Source organism: Halosimplex aquaticum, assembly GCF_028747785.1.
Classification (GTDB): domain Archaea; phylum Halobacteriota; class Halobacteria; order Halobacteriales; family Haloarculaceae; genus Halosimplex; species Halosimplex aquaticum.
In genome coordinates this window covers 16,650-38,249 of sequence record NZ_CP118159.1, presented here as the reverse complement: position 1 = coordinate 38,249, position 21,600 = coordinate 16,650, and the positions used below count along the sequence as shown (strand labels likewise).

The window sequence follows — 21,600 nt, the reverse complement described above, 5'->3', positions numbered from 1 at the left end:
AACGGTCGCCGCCGTCGGTCACCGATGCGGAGTGGACGATTGATTTCGAGCGGGCGGGATGGGCCCCAGGTGACGAATGCCCCCACTGTGGTCACGGGGCGGTTCATGCTATTATTCGAGCGGGCGTACTCTTCCATGACGACGGAGGTTGGGAGTTCGACGAAACACTGGCTGTATACGAAGCGTTCTGTCCGTCCTGTGACTGGCTTCCGCCGGTTTCGATGTAGCACGATTCCGTCCGCAGCGGGGTAGACGATTCACAGCCAGTGTGTAAACAGAAATCCAGAAACATATTTATACGAATCGGCTATATTATTTACAGAGATGCTGACGAAGGCCAGCCTTGCACTGCTGACGCGCTTAGCGCTGGCCGCGAGGCGACGCCAGACGAACTCGCGACCGAAACTGAGTATTCGCAGGACCATATCTACGACATCCTCGATGAGTTGCTCGAGGACGGCTTGCTCACCGAAGCCCGTGGTTCGAAGAATCGGCGTCTCGTCCGAGTGACTGACCATCCAGTCGTTGAGGCGTATCGAGATCTCCGTTCGAAGCTTGGGCACGTCGACTGGACAGAGATACTCTCACCAGCTACGTTACGGGTGTGCTGGTATCTCGACGAACCACGTCGAGCGACCGAGATCGCAGACCGACTCGACATCACCAGACAGGGCGTCCACAACGCGTTGTCACCGCTCAAGCACCGTGCAATGCTGTCGCCGTCTGGACCCGAATACGCGTTAACTGATGACCTCTCGCCACTGCTACGGTTCGCACAAGAAGTCGTGACCCACGACCATCGCTCGCGAGCTCGAGAACTCGCTCCGAGTGCGACTGTCGAGTGGTGCGACCCGAAGCGAGCACTCGTTCGCGTCCAGACGTCCGAGGATACGACCGCACAGAGTCGGCCGCTGAGTGGCGGGTGACTGGACTCGCGCGATTCCAGGAGTACGGCTTGCAGTTCTTCCTCGCCGGTGAACCCGCGTTCTGGTACGCTCCGGATGAAGTACTCACGCCCTCGGAGGTCGTGTGCCACACCCTTGTCCTCGATAGCGGGTCGCGACGCGTCAGTTATTCGATGCTGCTGATCGAGAAACTGGATATCGACCAGGAGACCCTCATAGAAACGGCAACGTGGTACGATCTGGAGACAGCGGTGGCTGCGATGTACCGACCCCTTCACGGAGAGTTCGAGGTTGCTGAGGACCTCCCGATATTCCTCCCAAGTGAATCAGAATTTATCGCTCTCAAAGAGCAGTACGGAGTGTCATGACTGTGTTCAAAGGCGGAGATGCGATCAGAGCGTTCCTCGAAGAGTTCGACAGCTGGCTTTCGGAACCCGTAGACGTGTATCTCCTCGGCGGCTCGGCGATGACGGTTCGCGGGCTGAAGGATCAGACCGAGGATATCGATCTTGCTTTGGGGGTCGTTTCCGAGTTCGAGCACGTCTACCAGGCGCTCCTGGCACAAGGGTTTGCGGTGGTTGACGAGCCGACGGAGTCGTTCGAGGGTGTCGGGAAAACAGTTGAGCTCCATCACGAAGACCGCGGATTTCAGATCGACCTCTTCGAGCGGCAAGTCGTCGGGAAGGTGTGGATCACCGAGCGAATGCATGACCGGGCCGAGGAATTTTGGACCGGCGACCACGCGACGGCGTTCATCCTCTCGGACGAGGACATGTTCCTGTTGAAAGCGGTCTCGGGTGGTGACCTGGCGAGTGGCCGCCGGCGCGACATCGAGGACATGCGGAAGTACGCCCAGCGTGGCCTCGACTATGAGTCGATCCTGATCGAAATCAGCGAACAGCGTCCGTTCAACACGGGGTCGACTGAAGCACGACACATCCGAGAGCGTTCCCATCCGCTGTTCACTATCGAGATGGCGGTCAATTCACTGTCGGGCCTCCCGAATTCGTTCACGTCTCGTATCTCAGATCTCGCGACAGAGTTCGAAGTCGAGTACACCGTCCTGGGTGCGGTCGATGATGGACTAACCGATATCGAGAAAATTCGCGACCGCGTTCTCTCGAACGTGAGAGCGCTTTCTGACGACCAGATGGACGCTGTTGACGATGCGATTGCTCGGTTAGTCGAAAAACAGATTCTAGAGCGGCACAGAGATGCTGTCCAGATTCAGTAATCCAGTTTGCCATTCAAACGGACCGAAAAGGAAGAGACTGGCAGACCCCGAAACGACTAACTGGGGTCCAATAAATTATCAATGAAAATGGGACAGTTCCTCAGTTCGTTCCAGATATCGGTCCCTGATCTTCCCGCGAAAATCTACGAAATATCCGCTGAACTCCCAGACAATCCGTATTCGGAGCTAGCTCACTTTGAGAACATCCTCTCGGATCGAACGTGGGGAGAGGCTCATCGTATCCGGGGAGGCGATGGCAAATGGTATATTGCAGTCTTCGGACATGAGCATGAACCCAAGGAGGTTGACGCCGACGGGATAACTCTAAGTCTGGAATATAAAACTACTCTCGACCCGGAAAATCCTCGTCATCGAGGTGCTATAGGCCAGGCCCTCCGAGACGGGTTTGGATCATATCTTACGTCCGTACTTGACTGTTGGGAGTACAATGAACGAGGGAACTTCTACGAAGCCGACCCAATTCGAACCGTTCGAGGCGACGAAGCGGTTTACGAAATGTTCCGCGGAATCCGGACTAGCATCGATTATCGATCCGGATTCGGCTTCATGCTCAGCCTCGACCCCACCCGAAAATTCGTCGACGAACGGACGCTGGCGGATCGCCTCGATGCCCACGGAGAATCAGAAGTCATCAACCAGTTTGGGGATGGCCGCCGCTATTTCTTCTTCGACCGTCCTGAACCTCAACCGGTACGATTACACTCGGTTTCCGACGCCGTTGTCACTGACGAAACGATGAATATTGACGGAGAACCGACCTCGGTTCTCTCTTTCGTCGATAACAACTATGGGAGTGAATGGGCTGGGAAAATCGATCCGAATGAACCCGTTGTCAAGTACAAGTATTCTCGAGGGAATCGAACCTACGATGCTGCACCATCACTCCTGCGACTGATTCCCAACCAGGAAGAGGTGACGACACAGGCGTCGACGCTGGAGGCAGACGAACGCTGGGAAGAAGTCCAAGAGTGGATCCGTCCAGTTCACTATATCCGTCTCGGAGATCACGAAGCAGATGTCGCTGACACACCGATCCGAGACGGCGTCGACACGTTCGGTTTTCCGGCGCTTAGCTTCGGAGACGATACGGTATTAGAAGTAGGTACGTCTGATCTGACTAGCTCAGGAGACATAACCAGGGATATCTGGGAGTATCGAACTCTTGACTATCTCGAAGAGTTCGGGCCGAAACGGAAACCGATGGACGAACCATGGGTTGCGGTGCTCCATACCGATTCAACCCGTCAAACAGCGTTCGACGCATTCGATGATATTCGGTCGTATGTAAAGCGATTCGCCGATCTTGATCTGAAAGAGCAGCCTGGCGGTGTGAGTTTCGAGAGTCGTTCCGAGTACGACCAGTGGAAAGAAGAGTTTGCTCAGAAGGTCACTGGTGCGTTCGCGTACTTGACTGGCGATAGTCAGACAGAATATTATGACGTAATCAATGCGGTGAACGGAAAGCCGGTCCAGCATATTCGTCACGAGAACTACCAGCAGGAGCGCAATCGGGATGAGAGTTATTCACTCAGGAATACGGCGACCGATCTGCATCGAAACTCGGTGTTCGACCGTTCCTGTTAGAGGAAGGATTACATGCAGATGTCGTCATCGGATTGAGTGTAACGGGGGATCAGAGTACAACTGCTTGCTCTGTCACCGTTTCTGGGGAATCAGGGGACGTAATTGACTGGACGAAGCAACCACACGGTCGAGGAGATAGTACGGTAGACGATTTCGATCATGCCGAGAAGCTCATTGGTGATGGAATTGTCGAGGCAATCAACCAAAACGAGGGGACCGTCGACTCATTGGTTGTTCATCGAAATGGGACCTACGGCAATGAGGAAATCGCAGGTATCGAATCTGCCGTCGACAGCCTGAAAGAGGAGGGATACATTGACGACGACTTCAGCTGGAGCGCGGTCGAGCTGCGAGATAGTACGTCGTACCGAATCTATTCCGATGATACCGACTGTGCGTGCCGAACCGGGGCATATGCGGAAGTAGATGAATCTACGATGGTCTTAGCCCCGTCTGGAGGAGAATACACGTATCAGGGAACACCTCGTACCTTCCGGATTCAGGAACGAGCAGGAACCGAAGATATCGATATTACGGAGATCGGACAGGACGTATTCGACCTCTCGTTCTTGGTCTGGTGGTCGCCTGGTTCCAAGATCAGCGATCCAATCACGACCCGATATCCCGCGGAGATGCACAGCTTGTTCGAGAGCTGTCCCCAGCTCAGATTCCTGCCGAGCTAATTTTCATCTAGCCAGTACCTGTTCGCCTTTAGTCGAAATTCGAATTCAGGTACACTGGACGGGTCAGACCCATTCTGAATGTGACTGCAGAGTTGGTCGAACTGGGTGTTCACACCTGCTGCATCCGAGATGACAGCATCGACCAATTCGTCGTCAGCCCATTCATCGTAAAATGGTCGCTTTGATTCCTCATAGCACTGCAGATGTTGAGTATACTCCTCTCGGATATCTTCTAATGGTTCCCGAGCTGCTTTGGGAGATATTCGTCCGCGAGATCAGTAATGACGGTTACTCTGAGTGCGTCGGGGGGATGAAGAGTATCGTCTTCTACCCCAACGTCACGCTGGATAAAGTAGGGGTTTCGGGAGAGGAGATGGTGGAGTTGGGCACATACATAGCTCGGACCAAATGCAAAGAAGCCAGCAACGTCGCAGAAGAGTTCACTGTACCAGTGTGACCAGTTCCCGTGAAAATCCCGTTCAGTTCTCTCATGGTCCATTTGCCGTCGAAGTTCGCTAAATCGTTGATTGAACTCGTGAGATCGTGATGACCGCTGATCCAAGAGCGCGTGAGCAACTTCGTGTGCCAGGATTGGAGTCGTAGGGACGATACTTCTCCCGCGAGGGACGTATATCACGTAGAAATCGTCGTCGAGCAATGGTAAGAGCGCGTAATTCTCGCGGATTACAGGGAAGCAGGTCACAGATAGACCGAACGCATCGGTGAGTTCCTCGCAGATCTCTTCGACGTGTTGAATTCTATCTGGCCAGCGATCTCGATGATGGGTGTATAGGTCGAGATGTGTTAGTACAAGTTCGAGGTCAGAGATGTCTGCCTCTGCTGAAATGACCTTTGAGAGGTACCGTTGATACAGCGCGTCGTTATCCGGATTTGCTTCCACGTCTGATCGACGGCTATCGATTTTCTCGAAAGCGTCTCGGATGTTAGAAAAGTAGTCGTCAAACGCATTGCTTATCGTGAGCTCTGAAAACCGCTCTGCCTCCTCCTGAAGGTGTTCGAATCGGGCCTCTAAATCACTCTCGCGATGATCAATGATCCGAGTGGGCAACGTAATCTCGCAGTTGTTCTGCGTCTTGGTCAGTTGTTCGCGTCGCCAACTCTTCAACCAGTTCCAATGTCTCTATGACTTCGGTGAGATTCTCCCGATATTCCAAATCTTCCTTTGTTTCCCCCAGAAGGTCCAAGTGCCGGTTTAGACGTTCAATCGCGTACTTGTTGATATCGCCGTAATGCTCTCGCAATTGGCGAGCCAATGTGTATGCGAAGTTGTCAGATTTCTCAGGATGCTCTAACGCATCACGAAGCGTCCTGAGAACAGCTTTCCCCGCTTCGAGATTATCACGGAGTTCGTCCGCACGCGTCCTTGTGACAGACCCGTCGCTCTGGAGAAGGGCGAGCGCATACAGGGCATCATCAGCTTGATCACTGATGTGGCGCCCTGTCTCGTAGCGCCGTTTGGACCTCCAGAGACTCATTCGATAATAATATTAGAAGGGGTGCTAAATCAGTTTTGCCCAGTACCCTCAACGAGGGATTCTAGCCTATTTGGCCGCTGAATCACCCGAATTCACGGTTTTCATCCCCTTTGACGCATAAGGTCGACTGTTGTTAGCGCGAACCAGCGCTAGCCGACTCCTGTTTCGATTTTTATCGAACTCTGAAGAGAGTGAGGGAGACGAGAGAGACCTGAGTGTCTCTATTCAGACTTGCCTCCACTCGAAGACGCTACGACGAAACCCATGAGCACAGATTCATCCACAGAGACTCCCGATATCGAATCTCCCGAAGACCTCAAGGGAGAAAACAAACAACCTGACCCAGTCACGTCCAACGATGACACTTCTGACTCAGGTTCCGTTCAGAACGAACCTGAAGAAGAATCAGTTCAATCTGGCCCACCATCCACGTTTCGAGCCACGATTCAGGCGAGTCCTCTCAAGACCATCCTCAAGGCACTTCACGCAAACGTCGACGAAGCCCGATTCAAGATCGACGAATCCGGGATCCGCGTCCGTGCAGTCGATCCCGCCAACGTCGCGATGGACGATCTCACTCTGAATGCTTCGGCATTCGAGTCGTACGATGCTACTCCAGGTGTCCTCGGTCTCGACCTGGACCGCTTCGCCGATCCCGTGAACCTCGCAAAGAAGGACGATCTCGTCCAGTTCAGCCTCGATAGAGAGACACGCAAGCTGGTCGTCTTCGTCGACGGCATCGAGTTCCGAATGGCTTGCCTCGATCCAGCGACTATCAGAGCAGAGCCGACGCTTCCTGAGCTGGAACTCCCAGCGAGCGCTACGCTCGACCGCGACCTTCTCCAGCAAGGAGTCAAAGCTGCAGACCTTGTTGCCGATCACGTCGGATTCCGGATGGACGCTGACGAAGAGGTCCTCAGAATCGAGGCAGAAGGTGATACCGACACTGTCGACTTCCAACTCGATGAGGAGAAACTCGACCAGGCCACGTTCGCTGAAGCTTCGTCGCTGTTCAGCCTCGACTACATGAAAAAGATCGTCCGAACAATCCCCAAGGGGGCTAACGTCACAGTTGACTTCGGGAGTGAGTTCCCCATCATGCTCTCGTACGACCTCGACGATGATGCAGGGTCGATGACTCGGATGCTGGCTCCCCGTATCGAGACGTAACCGCTCCCAGGTGGTTTTTCCACGCACTATGAAAACTAGCTACTCACAGTCGAAGTACCGAGCACGGCGATATCGCGGAGAACGCACACTTGGGGGCTGTCTCGTCTACGCTGGCGACGGTCTCCTCGACAAACATCTGATGGTGCATTCGGTGTCACCGGGTGGGTTCGATTGGGGGCCGGACGCGGCTCAGAACGCGCTTGCCAACTCGCTATCGCCCTGCTCGCTTCCACTCTCGGGGTTGAGGTCGCAATTGATGACTATCACCTGTTTGCAGAGAACTTCATCAGGCGGGAACTGAGCGGTGATGAGTGGTCGATTCGTCTGCAGGATCTCCGAGAGTCGAGCCTTCGGGAACAGTATCTCCACAGGGACTATCCCGAGAACACCGCACCCCAACCGGACGACGTCGACATCAAAACGGTCGACCTGGACTCGATCACTTACGCTGACGAACTTGCTCTGGTCCGACGATACGACGAGGTCCTCTGGAAGAAGGGAGACACCAGAGGGAACCTGCATCGACTTCAGGAAATCCGATTGGGGAACCGTGACCCTGCTGCCGAATCACTGTCGAAGCAATGGCTCTCGACACATGGCAGACTGACTTCCGCTGCCGCCAAGCGGGCCATCGCTGATGAGTTCGAGACGATGGGCGACTTCGCGGCTTGGGCCTGCTACGCCACGACGCTCAGAACTGTCGATCACGTCGGTGAATCGACCGAGGAGAGCATCCGACGTCTTCGGCCGACGATCATTCGCTGGTTCGGCGGTGAGGAGTACATCCCACGCTACGACGACGATCAAGAGACGCTTCTGAGTGAGGCGGAGACTGGTGATGATGAAGAGCAAACAGGCGCGACGGGAGATTCATCGGCATCCGCTTCAGGGTAGTGCTGGATGAGACAGCGTTGCCCCATTTTACCATCCTCAATGGGGTGAGGGGAAGACTCGTCGAGTGTCCACTACAGCTGGACTCGATTGTTTCCCATCTGATTCGCCATGTCCACAGATACACAGTCAGAAGCGAGCCGCGAGCGAGAGCACTCCACGTCAAGCTCCCGGTCAGACCAGGATAACCACCAATCCGTCGCTGCATCCATGTCGGTCCTCGACCTCCTAAATCAGGAAGCAACGCACGCGTTTGCAGGGTTGACGTCGGCGGACGGCGCTGCGTATCCAGACGCTGTTTCACCAGAAACGGGGTGTCTCGATCCGAATCCTCGATCCCTGAAAGACGTTCTCAGCGTCCTTCCCCAAGCGAGTTCGGGTGAACTCTGGGCCACAAACGAGTTCGTCGGTGTCGACGGGACCATCGACATCGAAGCTCTCCGCAACGTCGATGGTCTGGATATCGATACGCTGGAGACGGCGACCGGTCAGTCACTCTCGGAGATTGCCACGGACGCGTCGTCAGACCCGTTGGTGCGTGTTCGTGATCACCAGGATATCGTCGACGAACGTCGCAAGGCTCTGTGCGCGCTGGGCTTCGATGTCAAGTTCCGCTGGCAGATCGCCTCGGATCGATACTCTATCATCAATCCGCAAGAGGCGTACCTACCGATTGTAGGAGCACTCCAGCAACGAGGAGAAGCCGGCGCGTTCGGCTGGGCAAGCTACCGCGACTGGGGTGGGCTCCTCAAGATGTTCGTCGTCTGTCCCGGTCTCGAACACACCGTCACAGCAAGTGAAGACTCCGAGATAGAGGAGGATGCTGACGGTGTTACCCCCGTCTCTAGGGCGCACGAGTCAGATCTCGTCGTCTATGGGGGATTCGAGACTGGCTACGATTTCCGGGGGACACAGACGCTGTGGGCGAAACCGATCCTCTACTTCCCTGAGACCGAGACTATCGTCCCTGACACGGGCAAGCGGTACACTCGTCGTCACTACGGTCGAGCCACCGACGCCGACCACGAACGGGCGAACGATAGAGTTCCGATCAACGAGTGGTGGAAGGCAATCTACGACGATATCGCCGATCGCTTGGTGAAGGTCGATCTGGCGATACGTAGAACACGGGCCATCGCCTACGACTTCGGCGAGCTTCCGTTCGATGCGGCCACCTGCTACCGCTACTGGGGCGTCGCCAACAGATATGCCGAGGCCGCTGCTGACCGGGCCACGACGCTGGCGTCTCCATCGTCGCGACCAACCGTTTACAACCTCCAGCTCTCTCTGTTGATCGCACTCCTCGACGAATACGAAGGCTCCTGGGCATCGAATACCCACCAGGAGTACCTCGAGGTCGCTGGCGAACTGCTTCGAAAACCGGCGATGATGATTCAACTGGCGATGAAGGAACACGACCGGCAAACCGACGAACCCGAGGAACGTGTTCTGCCAGCCAGTCAGCAGACGCTCAGCGACGCGCTCGAAGACGTCATCGATATTCCTGGAATCGAGGTAGATACTGAAGCGAATCTCACTGACGGGGCCGCCCAACGACTCCACGACCGGGTTCAGCACCGCCTCGACGACATCGAAGGCTCGTCCTGAGAGCTGGGAATTTACCAGCCCGAAAGCGGGCGACGGGGCTCCTAACGGGTCTCGCATACGTACTATGTCTTCATCAGAACCCGACCCGACTATCGACCCGCCAGAACCGCTCGTCGTGCTTTCGCACCTGGTGCATCGTCTCCTCAAGCGCGAAGGTGGGACGATCCCGGTCGAACGCGTTACCCTTCGAGTCTGCGATTACGCCGATATCGGTGAGCAAGAGGCCGCTGACCTTATCGATGCTGGGGCAGCGGATGGAACGTTCACGCTCGACCGGGGAGCTGGCGGGAGCACGACAATTGTCGGCGTCTCTCCACAGGGACCAGAACCGCCCGTGATTACGGAAGCATTCGGTGGTCCCGCTGGCACGTCTTGGGGTGACGATTTCGAAGTTCTCGATGTCGTCACGGAGAGTATTGCGACTGCACTCAGGGACGCAGGCTACACGACGTTTACCGAGCTAGTCGACGCCGAAGTCGATGATATTGCGAATCTGACTGGCACGCTAACAGAGAGCCGAGCAGAGGCGATTATTCAAGCCTCTCACCGACACGTTCCGGTGGGTGTGTGGCTTTCGCGAGCTGCCGACGCTCGGTACTCTCGACGACTCGATGAAACGGGGAGGCACGGTGTCGCTCGAGTCCTCGACATTACAACTGCCAACGAACCCGTTGGGGAACCACGTTACGGCACGGATGACTTGTCCCCTGATGCCGTCGACGCACAGTACGTGTCCGATATCGGGCGGAATGCACAGGACCCTGTCCCAACGGGTCTCCACATCCTCGATAACCCTGACCACCCTGACGTACCGAAGGCAGCGACACATCCTGACGCCGGCGATGACGCACTACCCGTCGACGAAGCGGGCAACGTCGTCCCGCCAGCAGTTCCGACCGAACCACGGCTTCAACTTCCGCTCGACGAACTGCTTGCGAAGAAGCTCGCTCGTGGGCTGGTTCCCGTTCGGATTGTTGGCCCGCGAGGTTCTGGGAAGAACTTCCTGATCAAGTACCTGTGTCACCGGACGAATCGTGGCTACGTCTCGGTAGACTGTGACGAGGCAACCCACACGGAGGACCTGTTCGGACCGCTCACGCCCACTGAGGATGGACTGATCGCACCTCGTAACGGTCCCGCAAAGCAAGCGCTGCTGAACGGATCGGTGCTGGTACTCAACGAGTTCCCTGTGATGCGAGCCGGGGCGGCGATGTCGCTCCATCGTCTGCTCAACGAGGGGAAACTCCTCGTGAAGGCCCACGGCGAGTTGGTCGAACCTCATCCGTCGGCGCGAATCGTGATCACGATGAATCCACCGACCCGGGAGTACCGTGATTCCGAGCCGATGAACTCGGCCACTCGTGGCCGGTTCCGAGCGCTGGAACAACCCTACATCCAAGACGTCGACGAAGAGGTCGCGAAGCTGGACGCGCAGGTGAATGCCAGTCACGAAGTCGTGGACCGTGGGACGCTCAGAAAGATTGTTCAGTTTGCTCATCAGACCCGGCATAACGAGAGCTGGCCGACGCTCTCGACACGAAATCTGACGATTCTCTGTGAGCACATCGAAGACGGTGCTTCACCGAAGGCAGCGGTCAAGAACGAAGTTTGGGCGGTTGCCGAGCCGAATCAGTATCCTGAGGACGTCTACGAAACACTAAACGACTATTTGTAATTGCGCTGTGGAATGGTTTTGTCCGCTACCATTTTTTGGTCGGGCTTGGTAGTCCGCAGTAATGAGCGAGGTCGAGCTTCCGCCGGAGAGGGTGAAGCAGAAGTTCGAGAAGTGGGAGGTAACGTACGCCGTCGACAAACTCGAGGAGTTGCCAGAGAACAAGTTGAGGTCGCAGAAGCACTTGTTCGAGGCAGAAGTGAACGAGTTCAAGGCGGAGTACAATCCGGGTCGGTTGGTGACGCCAGAGATGGCGCAGATTGCAGGGAAAGAACCGTTGACCCAAAACCAGTTCCGCAGGGTTCGTCGTATGATCGATGACGAGGCGGACAAGGTAAGGATGAACTTTGATCGGGCTATCGGTCGTCGGAAAGAGATGGAGACGGAGCGACGGAATAGTTTCTTCGTGGATCTCGCTGGCCGGGTGTCGGACTCGTTGACGAACGTATCCGTGTCGTTTGATTTGCCGAAGCTGAAGTGACTCCTCCGGGATTACCTTTCACCTTGTTCCGTCAGGGGGATATAAGAACATCCTGTTGAGGTGCCGGTTTCCTGAGTTTCTGTACGCTGAGGCCGTTAATACAGCGGACCTCGTGGTGTGACGTGTTGCATGAGCTATCCTCGAACCCATGTCGACCACCGAGACCCAGATCATCACGAAGCAATCCATCCTGTCCGGAACATTGGCAAAGCCCATGTCGTCGCCGGTGAGTTCCTGACCTCGCAGTACCACGAGGCATTCCAGAATGTCCTTCATCCGCTCGGGGAGTCCCTTGACACCCAGGATCTACACGCCCTCAATGATCTCGGAGTCGTCCATGCCAACGGCAGTCTGAACGAATTGTCTCCGATTGTCCAGACTTACGTCAGGCTCGACGACTACTGGACACGGACCCACCGCAGTGCTCTCAATGAGTTGTTCGCTGAGCGACGAGCGCATGTCATCGGCTGCTGTACACGTAACTTCCTCTCCGAGTTCTCTCGGCGCACACTCGAAGTCGAGTCGGGGCGAAGCGGTGCTGCTCTTAATACTACATTGGCTCCACTCCTGGACAACGAATTCCTATCCATGCCGGAAGATGAGGAAGAGGACTACTCCGTCGATGAGCATCATGCCCTCTATCGACCGACTGAACAGCTCTTTGACGCGCTTCTGGAGCAAGCGCCAGTCCTCTGTAATCTCATCCCGCCGACCGACCTATAGCCGCAGGAAGAGCGTTCGAACCTGATTTTTGAGGGAACGCCTATTACCCTCTCGTTTCACCATTCGACCAACGATGCGTATATCACGTGAATTTACCTCTGAACAGTATTCTTCGGAGCAAGCTGTGGAAAACGAACAGCCCGATTTTCGGATTGAAACGAGACTGGATCTGGACAGTGACGAGGGCGTCTTCGACATCAGCACCCACGAACACCATCCAGGCGATAGTACGCCGACCCAATCTTTTGGTGGCTCCTTTGTCTTCTCAGACTGGTCTGACCTTCAAGACGTAGCTGATTTGCTGAAGCGCTACATCCGCGAGCAGGATGATCAGACACGGTCGATTACTGTTTCCCTGGATTCTGGAACCGGGTTCAATAGCAGACTTGGAAGGCATATAGAGGACATTGAGAAGGCCAGATTCACAGTAGATGACTATCGTCTTGAAGTGGATGCAAACGGGCATCGAGGCGAGATACGCTACTGCAATAAGGTCGTGGACTACACACGTCAGGATCGGCGAAACGCGATGGCATTTCTCGACATGGTCGATGAACTCTTCCAGGACACAGATGATGAACCGATTCTCCACATAGAACACCCTGATCTACGCAGTGACGCAGTTCCCGAGTACGTTGACGGACACTATCAGAGCTCCGTCCGGACCGCGTTTCGCGTACTGGAGGAAAGAATTCGGGAGGAGGGAGAGTTTTCTCAGGACACGGTGGGTATGGACCTTGCTCAGAACGCCTTCAGTACTGACGATGGACCACTGACCTTTGCAGATGTGGGGGCAGAGAAAAGAGGATGGATGTACCTGTATTCAGGGGGTTTCGGGGCTTTGCGCAATCCTCCCAGTCACCGAGATGAGGACTCAATCGATCAGCAGCGTGCCATGCAGATTCTCCACTACGTCGATATGCTTCTCGATGTACTCGAAGAAGAGGTTGCAGAAGACTAAACCTCTACAGTTCTCGGCACGGCTTTTTTGTAACTGTCTGCCGAACAACTGGTATGCAGACTGTTGAACGTGCTTCGGACAAGTTTCGAGACTGGTTTACCAGGGCTTTCGTCCGTTTGTATCATGGACCAGTGGAGTCCGTAGGCAGTTTCAACGGGTACAGCGACGAGAACGATGTGTACTGGTTCGACAGCGATTCTGCTGCGTTTGGTCAGGCTACACCGGTCGGCACGATCGTTCTGAATAAGCAGCGAATGGAGAGGCTATCCGACGAGGCGGCCGAACTTGTCTACCGGCACGAACAGGGACACCTCAATCGACTTCCTGTCTTCAGAGGCTTGTTCTGGGGTATGGTGTTGAACGGAGCGATTGGGATCTACTACTTCCTACAGAGCCTCGGGTACTCACTTCTGATCCCGTTCGGGGTTCCTGTGAAGCCAGTAGCGATGCTGGCGGGAGTTTCCCTGATGCTCATTATTCTCATGGCAGTCGCTGCCCGTCTTGAGGAGTTGGCAGCTGATCTCCACGCACTCCAGAGTCTTGGTGAAGAAGAGTTCCTCGAGGCGTACGCTGAAATCACCGACAAAGGCAGTGGTTCGCTTCACGTCCGCGTCGTGAATCGTATTCAGTACACTGATCCAGAGAACGTGGTCAAAGTCAACCGGTTTCTGGTCTGGGCAAAGGCCTTGTATCCAGCTTAGATTTTTTTCTCTAACCACGTCGAGTATCTACTCTTCCATCTCAGTTTATCGTCCCAAAGGGATCGAGGGAGCGGCCCTCGTGCATTCGTATGGCCAATACTCATTCAGCCGATCCAACACCTCAAGTAGAGATGGTTACGCCCAACATCACCTCTCGCGTTCGAATCTCGACTGGTAGGGCCGATAGGCTCCGGGCGTTCATTTGTGGACACCTGCCTTCAGGCATCGACGTAGAGGTCGTTCTTACGCCAGCCGTCAAGACCGCGGCGGTCCTCCCCTGCAGAAGCCGATGCGCTCGTGAGAAGTGATGCGACCGAGCTTGAACGGCAGCAGGCTGCACAGTTGCTCGAAAGCGTCGACGCTGAGTTCCTCATACTAGTAACGACAGACCCAGCACCGATAGACCGAATCCCGGTGAACGATCAGCTGACAGCTGACCACGCTCACCAGTTCGGTCTCGCCTTTCACGAACTGCTTCATATTCTCAAGACGGCTATCGGCCCCATTGCAGAACTTCTCGAATCCGAGATCGAGCCCAATCATCACCAACAGGTACACGATCTTACCAATATCATCGAGGACGGTGCCATCGAACGGGAAGCGATCGAGGGAGCAAACTTCAGCGACAACGCCGAGATACGCCTCGAACTCACCCGCCGAATCCACTCGCAGGTCCCCGATGATATCCCGGACGGCGAGCAAGTCCGATTCTCCTTCTGGGATGCAGTGACGAGCGCCCTCTACGAGTGGGCAATCTATCCGACGGGTATCACAGAGGTACTCCTCGACGAAGATGATGAGCGTATACTCTTCGCGTCGGAGGCGGATGCGTCGGGATTTGACGCTGTTCAAGAGGCACTAAAGGCGTTAGCACGGGATGCCCTCGCAATCCGGAGTGCAGAACGCGACGATATCACCCATAGCCACGACAAGACGGCATCTGTACGGCGAGCCCAGTTGGTCGTTGAGACGTGGCAGTCGGCAATCCTGCCCCTCCTAGAGACGCACTCCGAAGCATCAACACAGTCGCCAGATCAGGACAACTCTGGGGAATCTGATGTAGACTCCGACCCTTCATCGAACTCAGAATCACCCGAAACAGCAGATTCTAACTCTGATCCAGAACAACCAATCGACGAGGAGGCTGGCGGAGTTCATAACGGGCAACCGCAACTCGAACGGAGTGCAACCGACGATCCATTCCAAGACGTCCTCAGCCAGCCCTCGATCACGCCAGATTCATTAGACGAGGAGCGCGAAGCGACACCATCCCCAGAGACTTCTGATTCCCTCGACACTGGCACGTCAGCACCCGATTCCGACGAGACACTAGGTTCGACCGACAGTGATGAAGACCAACCGTCGCAGACCCCGGAGTCCTCAGACTCTAGAGCGCGGGCACTTGCTCGCTCTATTGAACAACCTGGGACACACCTCGATTCCCCGCAGAGTGGACAAACCTCAGTAGAGGAAAAGAGGGATGACGATTCTATTGATGGACGTCAGTCAACTATTGGAGACTTCGACGCGGCCGACGCTGCTAATACCGACCACGAAGCGGGAGAGACAACCAACTCTCACGAGAGCCTAGAGCAGGATCATGACGGACAAGAGCCACCGATCACGAGTCTCTCACCCGACGAGCAGTTAGACTCAACAGTCGACTCCGGCCCAGCGCACGCTGAGGTACTCGATCGCGATCCTGCTGACGAGGCAGACAGCTACAGAGGGGCACTCGAAGCGGATCGAGCGGCAGCTCACGACGAAGCAGATCGAGAGGGTATTGACACCGACGCCCTGGAGCGGGAGCTGGAAGATCTCGCCCACCGGCTGGCCCGAGATGGTTCAGATGACCAAACAGGCGGCGGCAATGCAGGAGGACCAGGACAGCTCGACGAACTGGAGATCGTCCCAATCGCTGACGACCTCGCACCACCAGGCGCGTGGGCTGACATCGAAGACGGCGCTGTCCAGGTTGCTGGCACGCTCGAGAAACAGCTCCGTCTTGACCGACAACGTGGTGTCCGGCGAGGCTTGACCGCCGGCGGATACGATACTACTGCGGGACATCGGCTTCTGATCGGTGACCCCCGGGTCTGCAAGGTCGACACGCCGGGGCGCGAGAAACGATACGCACTGGTGTTGGTTCTCGACCGGTCTGGCTCGATGCGGAACGGCGAGCCTCCGAAGATCGAGGTTGCGACGAAGGCAGCGCGGTTCGCCGTCGCCGCCGAAGGGCTGGGGATCGATGTCGCGATAGTCGATTTCATCGACAGCCATGCCCGGCTCGTTAAGCCGTTCTCAGTCGAGACGCGACACATCCAGGCGACGCTACTGAACACGGACTGTGGCGGGGGCACGCCGTTGGCAGACGCGCTCGAACTCGCAAGTCAGCTCGTCGAGGACCATCGCGATGAACCGCTTATCGTGGCCGTCACCGACGGAGAGCCCAGTAGCGTCGACGACGTCATCGAACAAATCCGAGCATCCCCAGCCCCAATCTGTTCTCTCACAATCGCTACTGACACTCAGGCAGGGAATCTATCGGCTGCTGCCTCAGAGCTCGCCACATACTACGAACGGGAAGCGACGATCTACGATGGGGATCAGCTAGACGACCGACTTGATCAATTCGCCAGTCTGCTCGTCGGCTTCTAAACACCACGCTCGTCTCGGTTTATCCGCCCGAATGGGGTACAGGGCGGAGTCCAGTTCAGCCCGTGAGACGAATGCAACGAAGACACATCTACGCCGCGTCGTCAACGCTACCGCCCCTTCGACTCCCGCCAGGGTCAATGAGTGGAACCGACGCTCTACACGACTACGACGTCGAGACTGATCCTCCGGCAATTGAACCAGTCGAACACCGTATTCGGCTCGATTTCATGGCTGGTGGTCCCATCCGCCGCGATCAATTACTGGAGAAGTACAACTCTTGGAATGGCGGTCCTGAGAACAGAGATCCCTGGAAACAGTCAGGGAAGGCGAAACCGGTTGGTCTGAAATACGCCGAAGAGACGTGCCGTCGGACGTTCAACGAAGAAGAGCGATACTACGAGTTCTTCGAGGATGATCGAGCTCTCAGTAAGGCACCTGCGTTTCTCGCTCACCGCTTGCGGCAGTGTCAGTCAGCGACGGATCCCGACGAAGCGCTTCACTCTGAACGCAAGCGCCGTGCGAACTGGTACAGGAAGCTGATTCCCTGGCTCAATCTGTACCAAGTTCTGAAAGAATCGTCGTACGGGACGCTCTTTCGGAGTAGTGCTGGACCCCAGCCAAACGCTGAGGCCCTTACCAGGCAGAACACGCTCGTCGGGATGGTAGTCCTCGGAGATGACGATCAAACACCTTCCAAGTATGCTCGATCTCACAGTCTCCCAGCGAAGTACGTCATTCGAGAAGCAGATCTATCCTGTAGTGAGAGCTCTGCGGCAGCACCTCCGAGCGAGTTCGGAATTGAACTCCCGGCACCACTGCTCGTGGGAAAGTATACGACTGGGGGTCGGTACCCGTTCATCCCCTGGTCGGATGGCCTTGTCTGTTCGTGTCCATACAAGCACGATCAACTCTGGAGAGTCCTCTGCAAACACGAACTGCTTGCCGCCGTCGTCGCCAGCGATCGGAACTCCATCTTTCTACCAGTAACCAAGGGACTCGATGTCCCGCATCGTGCACGCCGGTTCGTCAGTCCTGATACTTCAAACAGACATGGCAAATGGCATACTATTTGAGATGCGTCTGAAGATCAACCTGATACCCATAATACACGACTGGTAATATGAGGTGACAACTATACAGGGGGAAGCTTATTCCATGCGTTATGGAATTCCTCAAGCCTATCGTTGATATCCTTCATATCCTGTCTATCGCTATCTTCGGGATTATCTAATATCCGGACAAGTCGTTGGTTGTCGACCCTCTCTGGGTCGTTGAACGCAGTTTGATTCCAGGGGTAGCGAATTGATGTCGTCGTCTGAAAATACGAAATACTCCGCCTCTGAGTAGTCATCTAGAAGAGTGACGCAGACGAGGTGATCAAGTTTCTCTGGCTTGATTCGATCAAACCTGTATACTCCACCGAAGTCAGAGTCCCAAGTGGCTGCCTTTACTTCAACTCTATCTCCGCTCTTGAGGAGAATATCTACGTCATACTGGCCGGATTGCAAGGTTGGTGAATACCCCTGCTGAAGAAGTTGATCCATTACCAGCCATTCTCCAATAGTCGATGTAAACTCGGTTCTGGGGACCTTTATTGAGTTTCTTTCTAGAAACGTGATTACACTCCGGAGTCGCTGGACTGCTTCCGCGTATTCACTCATAGTATCGTCCTGAGCCTCTGAATATATTAAATTGAACTGGAAAGTTGTACCGCAGTGCTGGTTGGTATCCAAATATCACAATCACTGTCGGTAGAAGTACCGCACAGTTGCGTATTCCGCAACTACTGAATCTATTTCCTGTCCGCTAACGTCCCTTCCGTCGATTATCGCTATGCCAGTCCTCGATAGTCGGTCTCAAGATGACGAATCTCGTCCGCTTTCCTCTCATCAGATAGGCAGTTGGCGCCGGCGCCGAGTTCTCTCTGCTGGCACAGTCACCCTACTTTCGGCTCTCTCCGGCTGTCTCAACTTCATCAACCCATCTGGGCAGGATGCATCCACTGACCGAGAGACGGGTACGTCCTCGAATCGAGAGCCAAGGAGAGACGGGACAGCTAGCTCAGGAGATGATGGGGGAGGACCTCAGTCCGGGTCGGAGAGCGGTGGTGCATCTGGGTCACCGGACGCAACTCTTGGGGGTGACATTGTTGATGGACCCATCGATAGTCCGGCAACGAATGAGCATCCCTGGATAGAGGACCCCGAGGATGATCTCCGGTTGGCTGACGTCACTGTACACATGGGCTCAGAATGGATTCGTGATTACCTCCAGGTCGAGGACGACGTATTAGCACTGACAGTAGCTGGCAATCAATTCACTGTCGAAGGAAATGCCCATCTCGAGTGGGAGTGCGATACGTTCGGCCTGAAACACGTCTTCGTGAACGGCCGGGTGGGAGAGGTCTATCTCGAACCCGTCGCGAACGATGCTTGCCGCACGAATGAGAACAAAGCTGGACGAGGTCCGTGGCTCGCACCGTTCTCAGTCACAGGCCGCTTCGACGGTGGACGTCCTGACGCGCTGGAGGTCCATCTTGAGGGACAATTCATACGGGGCGATGGACCTCGTGGTGGTGCCTATACCCGTCAAGAACTCTGATTCAACCGGCGAGCAGATGACTGAATCAAAGCTCGAATCCGCGCTGATTTATCGATCCAAACAGAGTGGAGGAGTCGGACAGAATCTGGCTTCTCCACGAAGTCATGGCAACCGAAGAAGAAACTCAGAACGAATCAGTTCGAGCGGACAGGCGGTCGACACTGAAGCGAACAGTATCTCGGCAGGCAGTGTTCGGTAACGGTGGAATCGCTGTCGACGAGAGCCCGGTCGAATCAACCCTCTCAGATCACGGAATCGAACTCACACCGTCTCGACCAAGTCGTATCGATATGCCTCGCTGCCGAGGCTTCGTTGATGAGAGACCAATTGAGAGTAGTAGCGACGTCACCGAGGGGAATCAGGCGGCTCTTTTCGCAGCGACAAGCCGTGATCAGCGTACGCAGACGGACGTCAGCGGCCATTCAGCCGCTTTTCGGCTCGTCCACTACGGACGGTGAAGGAGAATAGCCTGTATGAGGCCGTCGCTTATTCTCTTACTACGCGCTGCCGAAGTTACCCCACGTAGTCAGCAGAATGTAATTCGTGGGGTAACCCGCTGCGGAGGAGTTCCTTTCGGGACCAGTCGGTGTCACTACCTCCGCGAGAGAGGCCAATGAGACAGCTTGCACCCACGAGAATCGCGGAAGCGCTGCCTCCAGAGAAACTTCTGGAGAGCAACCAGCAAGGGCTGATACGAGGTGGAATCGCTTGCATGCACGACATCCCCATCGTCCAGCAATACGTGGCTTATGAGAATCAGCATGAAAGACGACGCTGGGTTCTCAGAATGCTCGCAAAGCGAGCAGCGACGCTACGTGAGTTAGAAATAGAGCCAGAGACTGAAGACCGAGACTGTAGGCAGACTGATATTCGTCCTCGACGAATCTGAGTCATACAACGGAGGATCCCAATGACAGCCCAACCTGGAACTGGTAGTGGTCGCGACTTCGTCACAATCTTCAAGACAGGCTCAGTCGATCGAGGCGAGTATCCCGAACTCGCAGATCTACTGCTCGAGGGCCGAACACAGCTTTCCGCGGAAACGAGCTATCTAATGAAATTCGGAGACGAGTCACACCGCAGTCTCACACCTTTCGACGTTGCCTCGCTCCACGATGTCCCAGCCTACCCGTTACCACAGACTGCACTGGATTCCCTGCCTGCTCACGTTCGAGCAGAACTCGAACAGAACGGTGCCATCCAGATGGTCGCCTCGTACGACCCTGAGAACCACCGGTTCGAAGAAGTCGATCTCGCTTGGGATGACCAGGACTTCCTTGAACGAGTCACGGAACTGATCGCCGGGGAACTCTCGCTTCACGAGGCTGTCGACTGGGTCGTTGTCGAGGAAGCAGAGCGGTACACTGTCGCCCAGTGGGCCGAAATCCGAGATGTGACCGGAGATGCAGTTCGGTCGAATATCAACGCTGCTCGTGAGAAGTTGCTCGCCGAGCCCGAGTAGCCTCAGAACCCAGGTATGGGGCAGCCAATATGCAGTCCCGGGTTCGGTGTTAGGCTTCGTTTCTAACGTTTCTAATCTCATAACGAATTGGCCCACCCAGCGTTTCTAACGTTAATAATACTGCTACCGTTGCTGCTGTTGTCGATATCGCCAGCTCTGAATTTTATCTCTCTGAAGAGCGTGGAGGAGCGAACGGTCGCACTCGTTCTTCCACTCCTCTCCACATGGCAGTCACAGACTCATCCTCAATCCAAGAAGACGAACAGGGGCCGATAGTTGATGGCCGCGATCGGCGGGCTCGCGAAGAGAACATGGACGTAGCACTGCTTCGCCAGGGTGGCCTCTATGAGGTCCAGTCCGAATCAGGCGCGAGCTACGAGGTAGACCTTCTGGACAGACAATGCAACTGTCCCGATGGGGAAAACCCGTCTTCTCCGAGCCCCTGCAAGCACGTCAGGCGAGTCGAGTTAGAATTAGAGGCCGGTCATATTCCGCGTCCCGATGGACGCCTACCGCAGCAAAGTGAGGTTGGACGGTCTGAACCAGTATCCAGGGGATCCGAGCTGCGGTTCAAATCACATCTCCTCTCGAAAATCCAGCGCAGAGAGGAGGAACTCGCTCATCTGGATGCAGAGGTACAGACTCTCCAGTTCGTGTACGATGTCATCGAAGAAATCACAGAGGGAGATGACTTCGATCTCAAAGACGCGTTGTCCGAGGAATACGGACCAGCGAGTGAACTGTAGCCT

Annotated in this window: 19 protein-coding genes and 1 pseudogene; 18 read left to right on the top strand and 2 right to left on the bottom strand. The window is 55.4% G+C overall.

Going from position 1 to position 21,600, the window contains the following annotated elements; translation table 11 throughout:
* The first annotated feature begins 324 nt into the window (after positions 1-324).
* The 5 genes and pseudogenes from PSC72_RS23910 (at position 325) to PSC72_RS23890 (ending at position 4,884) form a co-directional block, all read left to right on the top strand.
* A pseudogene (locus PSC72_RS23910) lies at positions 325-1,273 on the top strand (MarR family transcriptional regulator).
* Positions 1,270-2,139, top strand: a complete 870-nt coding sequence (locus PSC72_RS23905; protein WP_274326298.1) for a hypothetical protein — start codon at positions 1,270-1,272, stop codon at positions 2,137-2,139. Before PSC72_RS23910 ends, PSC72_RS23905 begins: the two are co-directional and overlap by 4 nt.
* A gap of 87 nt (positions 2,140-2,226) precedes the next feature.
* A complete protein-coding gene (locus tag PSC72_RS23900) occupies positions 2,227-3,744 on the top strand; it encodes a hypothetical protein (protein ID WP_274326327.1) in 1,518 nt (505 codons plus the stop codon).
* 32 nt (positions 3,745-3,776) lie between these two features.
* Entirely contained in the window at positions 3,777-4,427 is a 651-nt protein-coding gene (locus PSC72_RS23895; protein WP_274326326.1) for an argonaute/piwi family protein, read from the top strand.
* Positions 4,428-4,662: 235 nt separating this feature from the next.
* Entirely contained in the window at positions 4,663-4,884 is a 222-nt protein-coding gene (locus PSC72_RS23890) for a hypothetical protein (RefSeq protein WP_274326325.1), read from the top strand.
* 592 nt (positions 4,885-5,476) lie between these two features.
* On the opposite strand, the gene PSC72_RS23885 is transcribed toward PSC72_RS23890, so the two are convergent.
* Positions 5,477-5,923, bottom strand: coding sequence for a hypothetical protein (locus tag PSC72_RS23885; RefSeq protein ID WP_274326324.1), 447 nt, complete (start codon positions 5,921-5,923; stop codon positions 5,477-5,479).
* Between the two features lie 264 nt (positions 5,924-6,187).
* On the opposite strand from PSC72_RS23885, the gene PSC72_RS23880 reads away from it, so the two are divergent.
* The 10 genes from PSC72_RS23880 (at position 6,188) to PSC72_RS23835 (ending at position 17,861) form a co-directional block, all read left to right on the top strand.
* A complete protein-coding gene (locus PSC72_RS23880) occupies positions 6,188-7,093 on the top strand; it encodes a DNA polymerase sliding clamp (protein WP_274326294.1) in 906 nt (301 codons plus the stop codon).
* Between the two features lie 171 nt (positions 7,094-7,264).
* Positions 7,265-7,987: a hypothetical protein gene (locus PSC72_RS23875; protein ID WP_274326323.1), complete on the top strand. Its 723-nt coding sequence runs from the start codon at positions 7,265-7,267 to the stop codon at positions 7,985-7,987.
* Between the two features lie 207 nt (positions 7,988-8,194).
* Positions 8,195-9,592, top strand: coding sequence for a hypothetical protein (locus tag PSC72_RS23870; protein ID WP_274326322.1), 1,398 nt, complete (start codon positions 8,195-8,197; stop codon positions 9,590-9,592).
* Positions 9,593-9,656: 64 nt separating this feature from the next.
* Entirely contained in the window at positions 9,657-11,267 is a 1,611-nt protein-coding gene (locus tag PSC72_RS23865) for an AAA family ATPase (RefSeq protein ID WP_274326290.1), read from the top strand.
* A gap of 61 nt (positions 11,268-11,328) precedes the next feature.
* Positions 11,329-11,745: a hypothetical protein gene (locus PSC72_RS23860; RefSeq protein WP_274326289.1), complete on the top strand. Its 417-nt coding sequence runs from the start codon at positions 11,329-11,331 to the stop codon at positions 11,743-11,745.
* Positions 11,746-11,874: 129 nt separating this feature from the next.
* Positions 11,875-12,468: a hypothetical protein gene (locus tag PSC72_RS23855; protein ID WP_274326288.1), complete on the top strand. Its 594-nt coding sequence runs from the start codon at positions 11,875-11,877 to the stop codon at positions 12,466-12,468.
* A 124-nt stretch (positions 12,469-12,592) separates the two neighbouring features.
* Positions 12,593-13,429, top strand: coding sequence for a TIGR02391 family protein (locus PSC72_RS23850; protein ID WP_274326321.1), 837 nt, complete (start codon positions 12,593-12,595; stop codon positions 13,427-13,429).
* A 53-nt stretch (positions 13,430-13,482) separates the two neighbouring features.
* Positions 13,483-14,130 carry a M48 family metalloprotease gene (locus tag PSC72_RS23845; protein ID WP_274326286.1) on the top strand — a complete coding sequence of 216 codons (648 nt, stop codon included), beginning with the start codon at positions 13,483-13,485 and terminating at the stop codon, positions 14,128-14,130.
* Positions 14,131-14,427: 297 nt separating this feature from the next.
* Positions 14,428-16,788 (top strand): VWA domain-containing protein, encoded by a 2,361-nt coding sequence (locus tag PSC72_RS23840; RefSeq protein ID WP_274326320.1) that lies wholly within the window; start codon positions 14,428-14,430, stop codon positions 16,786-16,788.
* A gap of 137 nt (positions 16,789-16,925) precedes the next feature.
* The gene (locus tag PSC72_RS23835) at positions 16,926-17,861 is read left to right on the top strand and encodes a hypothetical protein (RefSeq protein ID WP_274326282.1); all 936 of its coding nucleotides are present in this window, start codon (positions 16,926-16,928) and stop codon (positions 17,859-17,861) included.
* Between the two features lie 150 nt (positions 17,862-18,011).
* Here the strand turns inward: PSC72_RS23835 and PSC72_RS23830 are convergent, their stop codons facing one another.
* Positions 18,012-18,449 carry a hypothetical protein gene (locus PSC72_RS23830; protein ID WP_274326319.1) on the bottom strand — a complete coding sequence of 146 codons (438 nt, stop codon included), beginning with the start codon at positions 18,447-18,449 and terminating at the stop codon, positions 18,012-18,014.
* A gap of 580 nt (positions 18,450-19,029) precedes the next feature.
* Here PSC72_RS23830 and PSC72_RS23825 point away from each other — a divergent pair.
* From PSC72_RS23825 to PSC72_RS23815, 3 genes are all read left to right on the top strand, one after another.
* A complete protein-coding gene (locus tag PSC72_RS23825; RefSeq protein ID WP_274326280.1) occupies positions 19,030-19,389 on the top strand; it encodes a hypothetical protein in 360 nt (119 codons plus the stop codon).
* Between the two features lie 910 nt (positions 19,390-20,299).
* Complete coding sequence (locus PSC72_RS23820; protein ID WP_274326318.1) at positions 20,300-20,851, top strand: hypothetical protein; 552 nt, start codon at positions 20,300-20,302, stop codon at positions 20,849-20,851.
* Between the two features lie 224 nt (positions 20,852-21,075).
* Entirely contained in the window at positions 21,076-21,597 is a 522-nt protein-coding gene (locus PSC72_RS23815) for a hypothetical protein (RefSeq protein ID WP_274326278.1), read from the top strand.
* Positions 21,598-21,600: the final 3 nt, after the last annotated feature.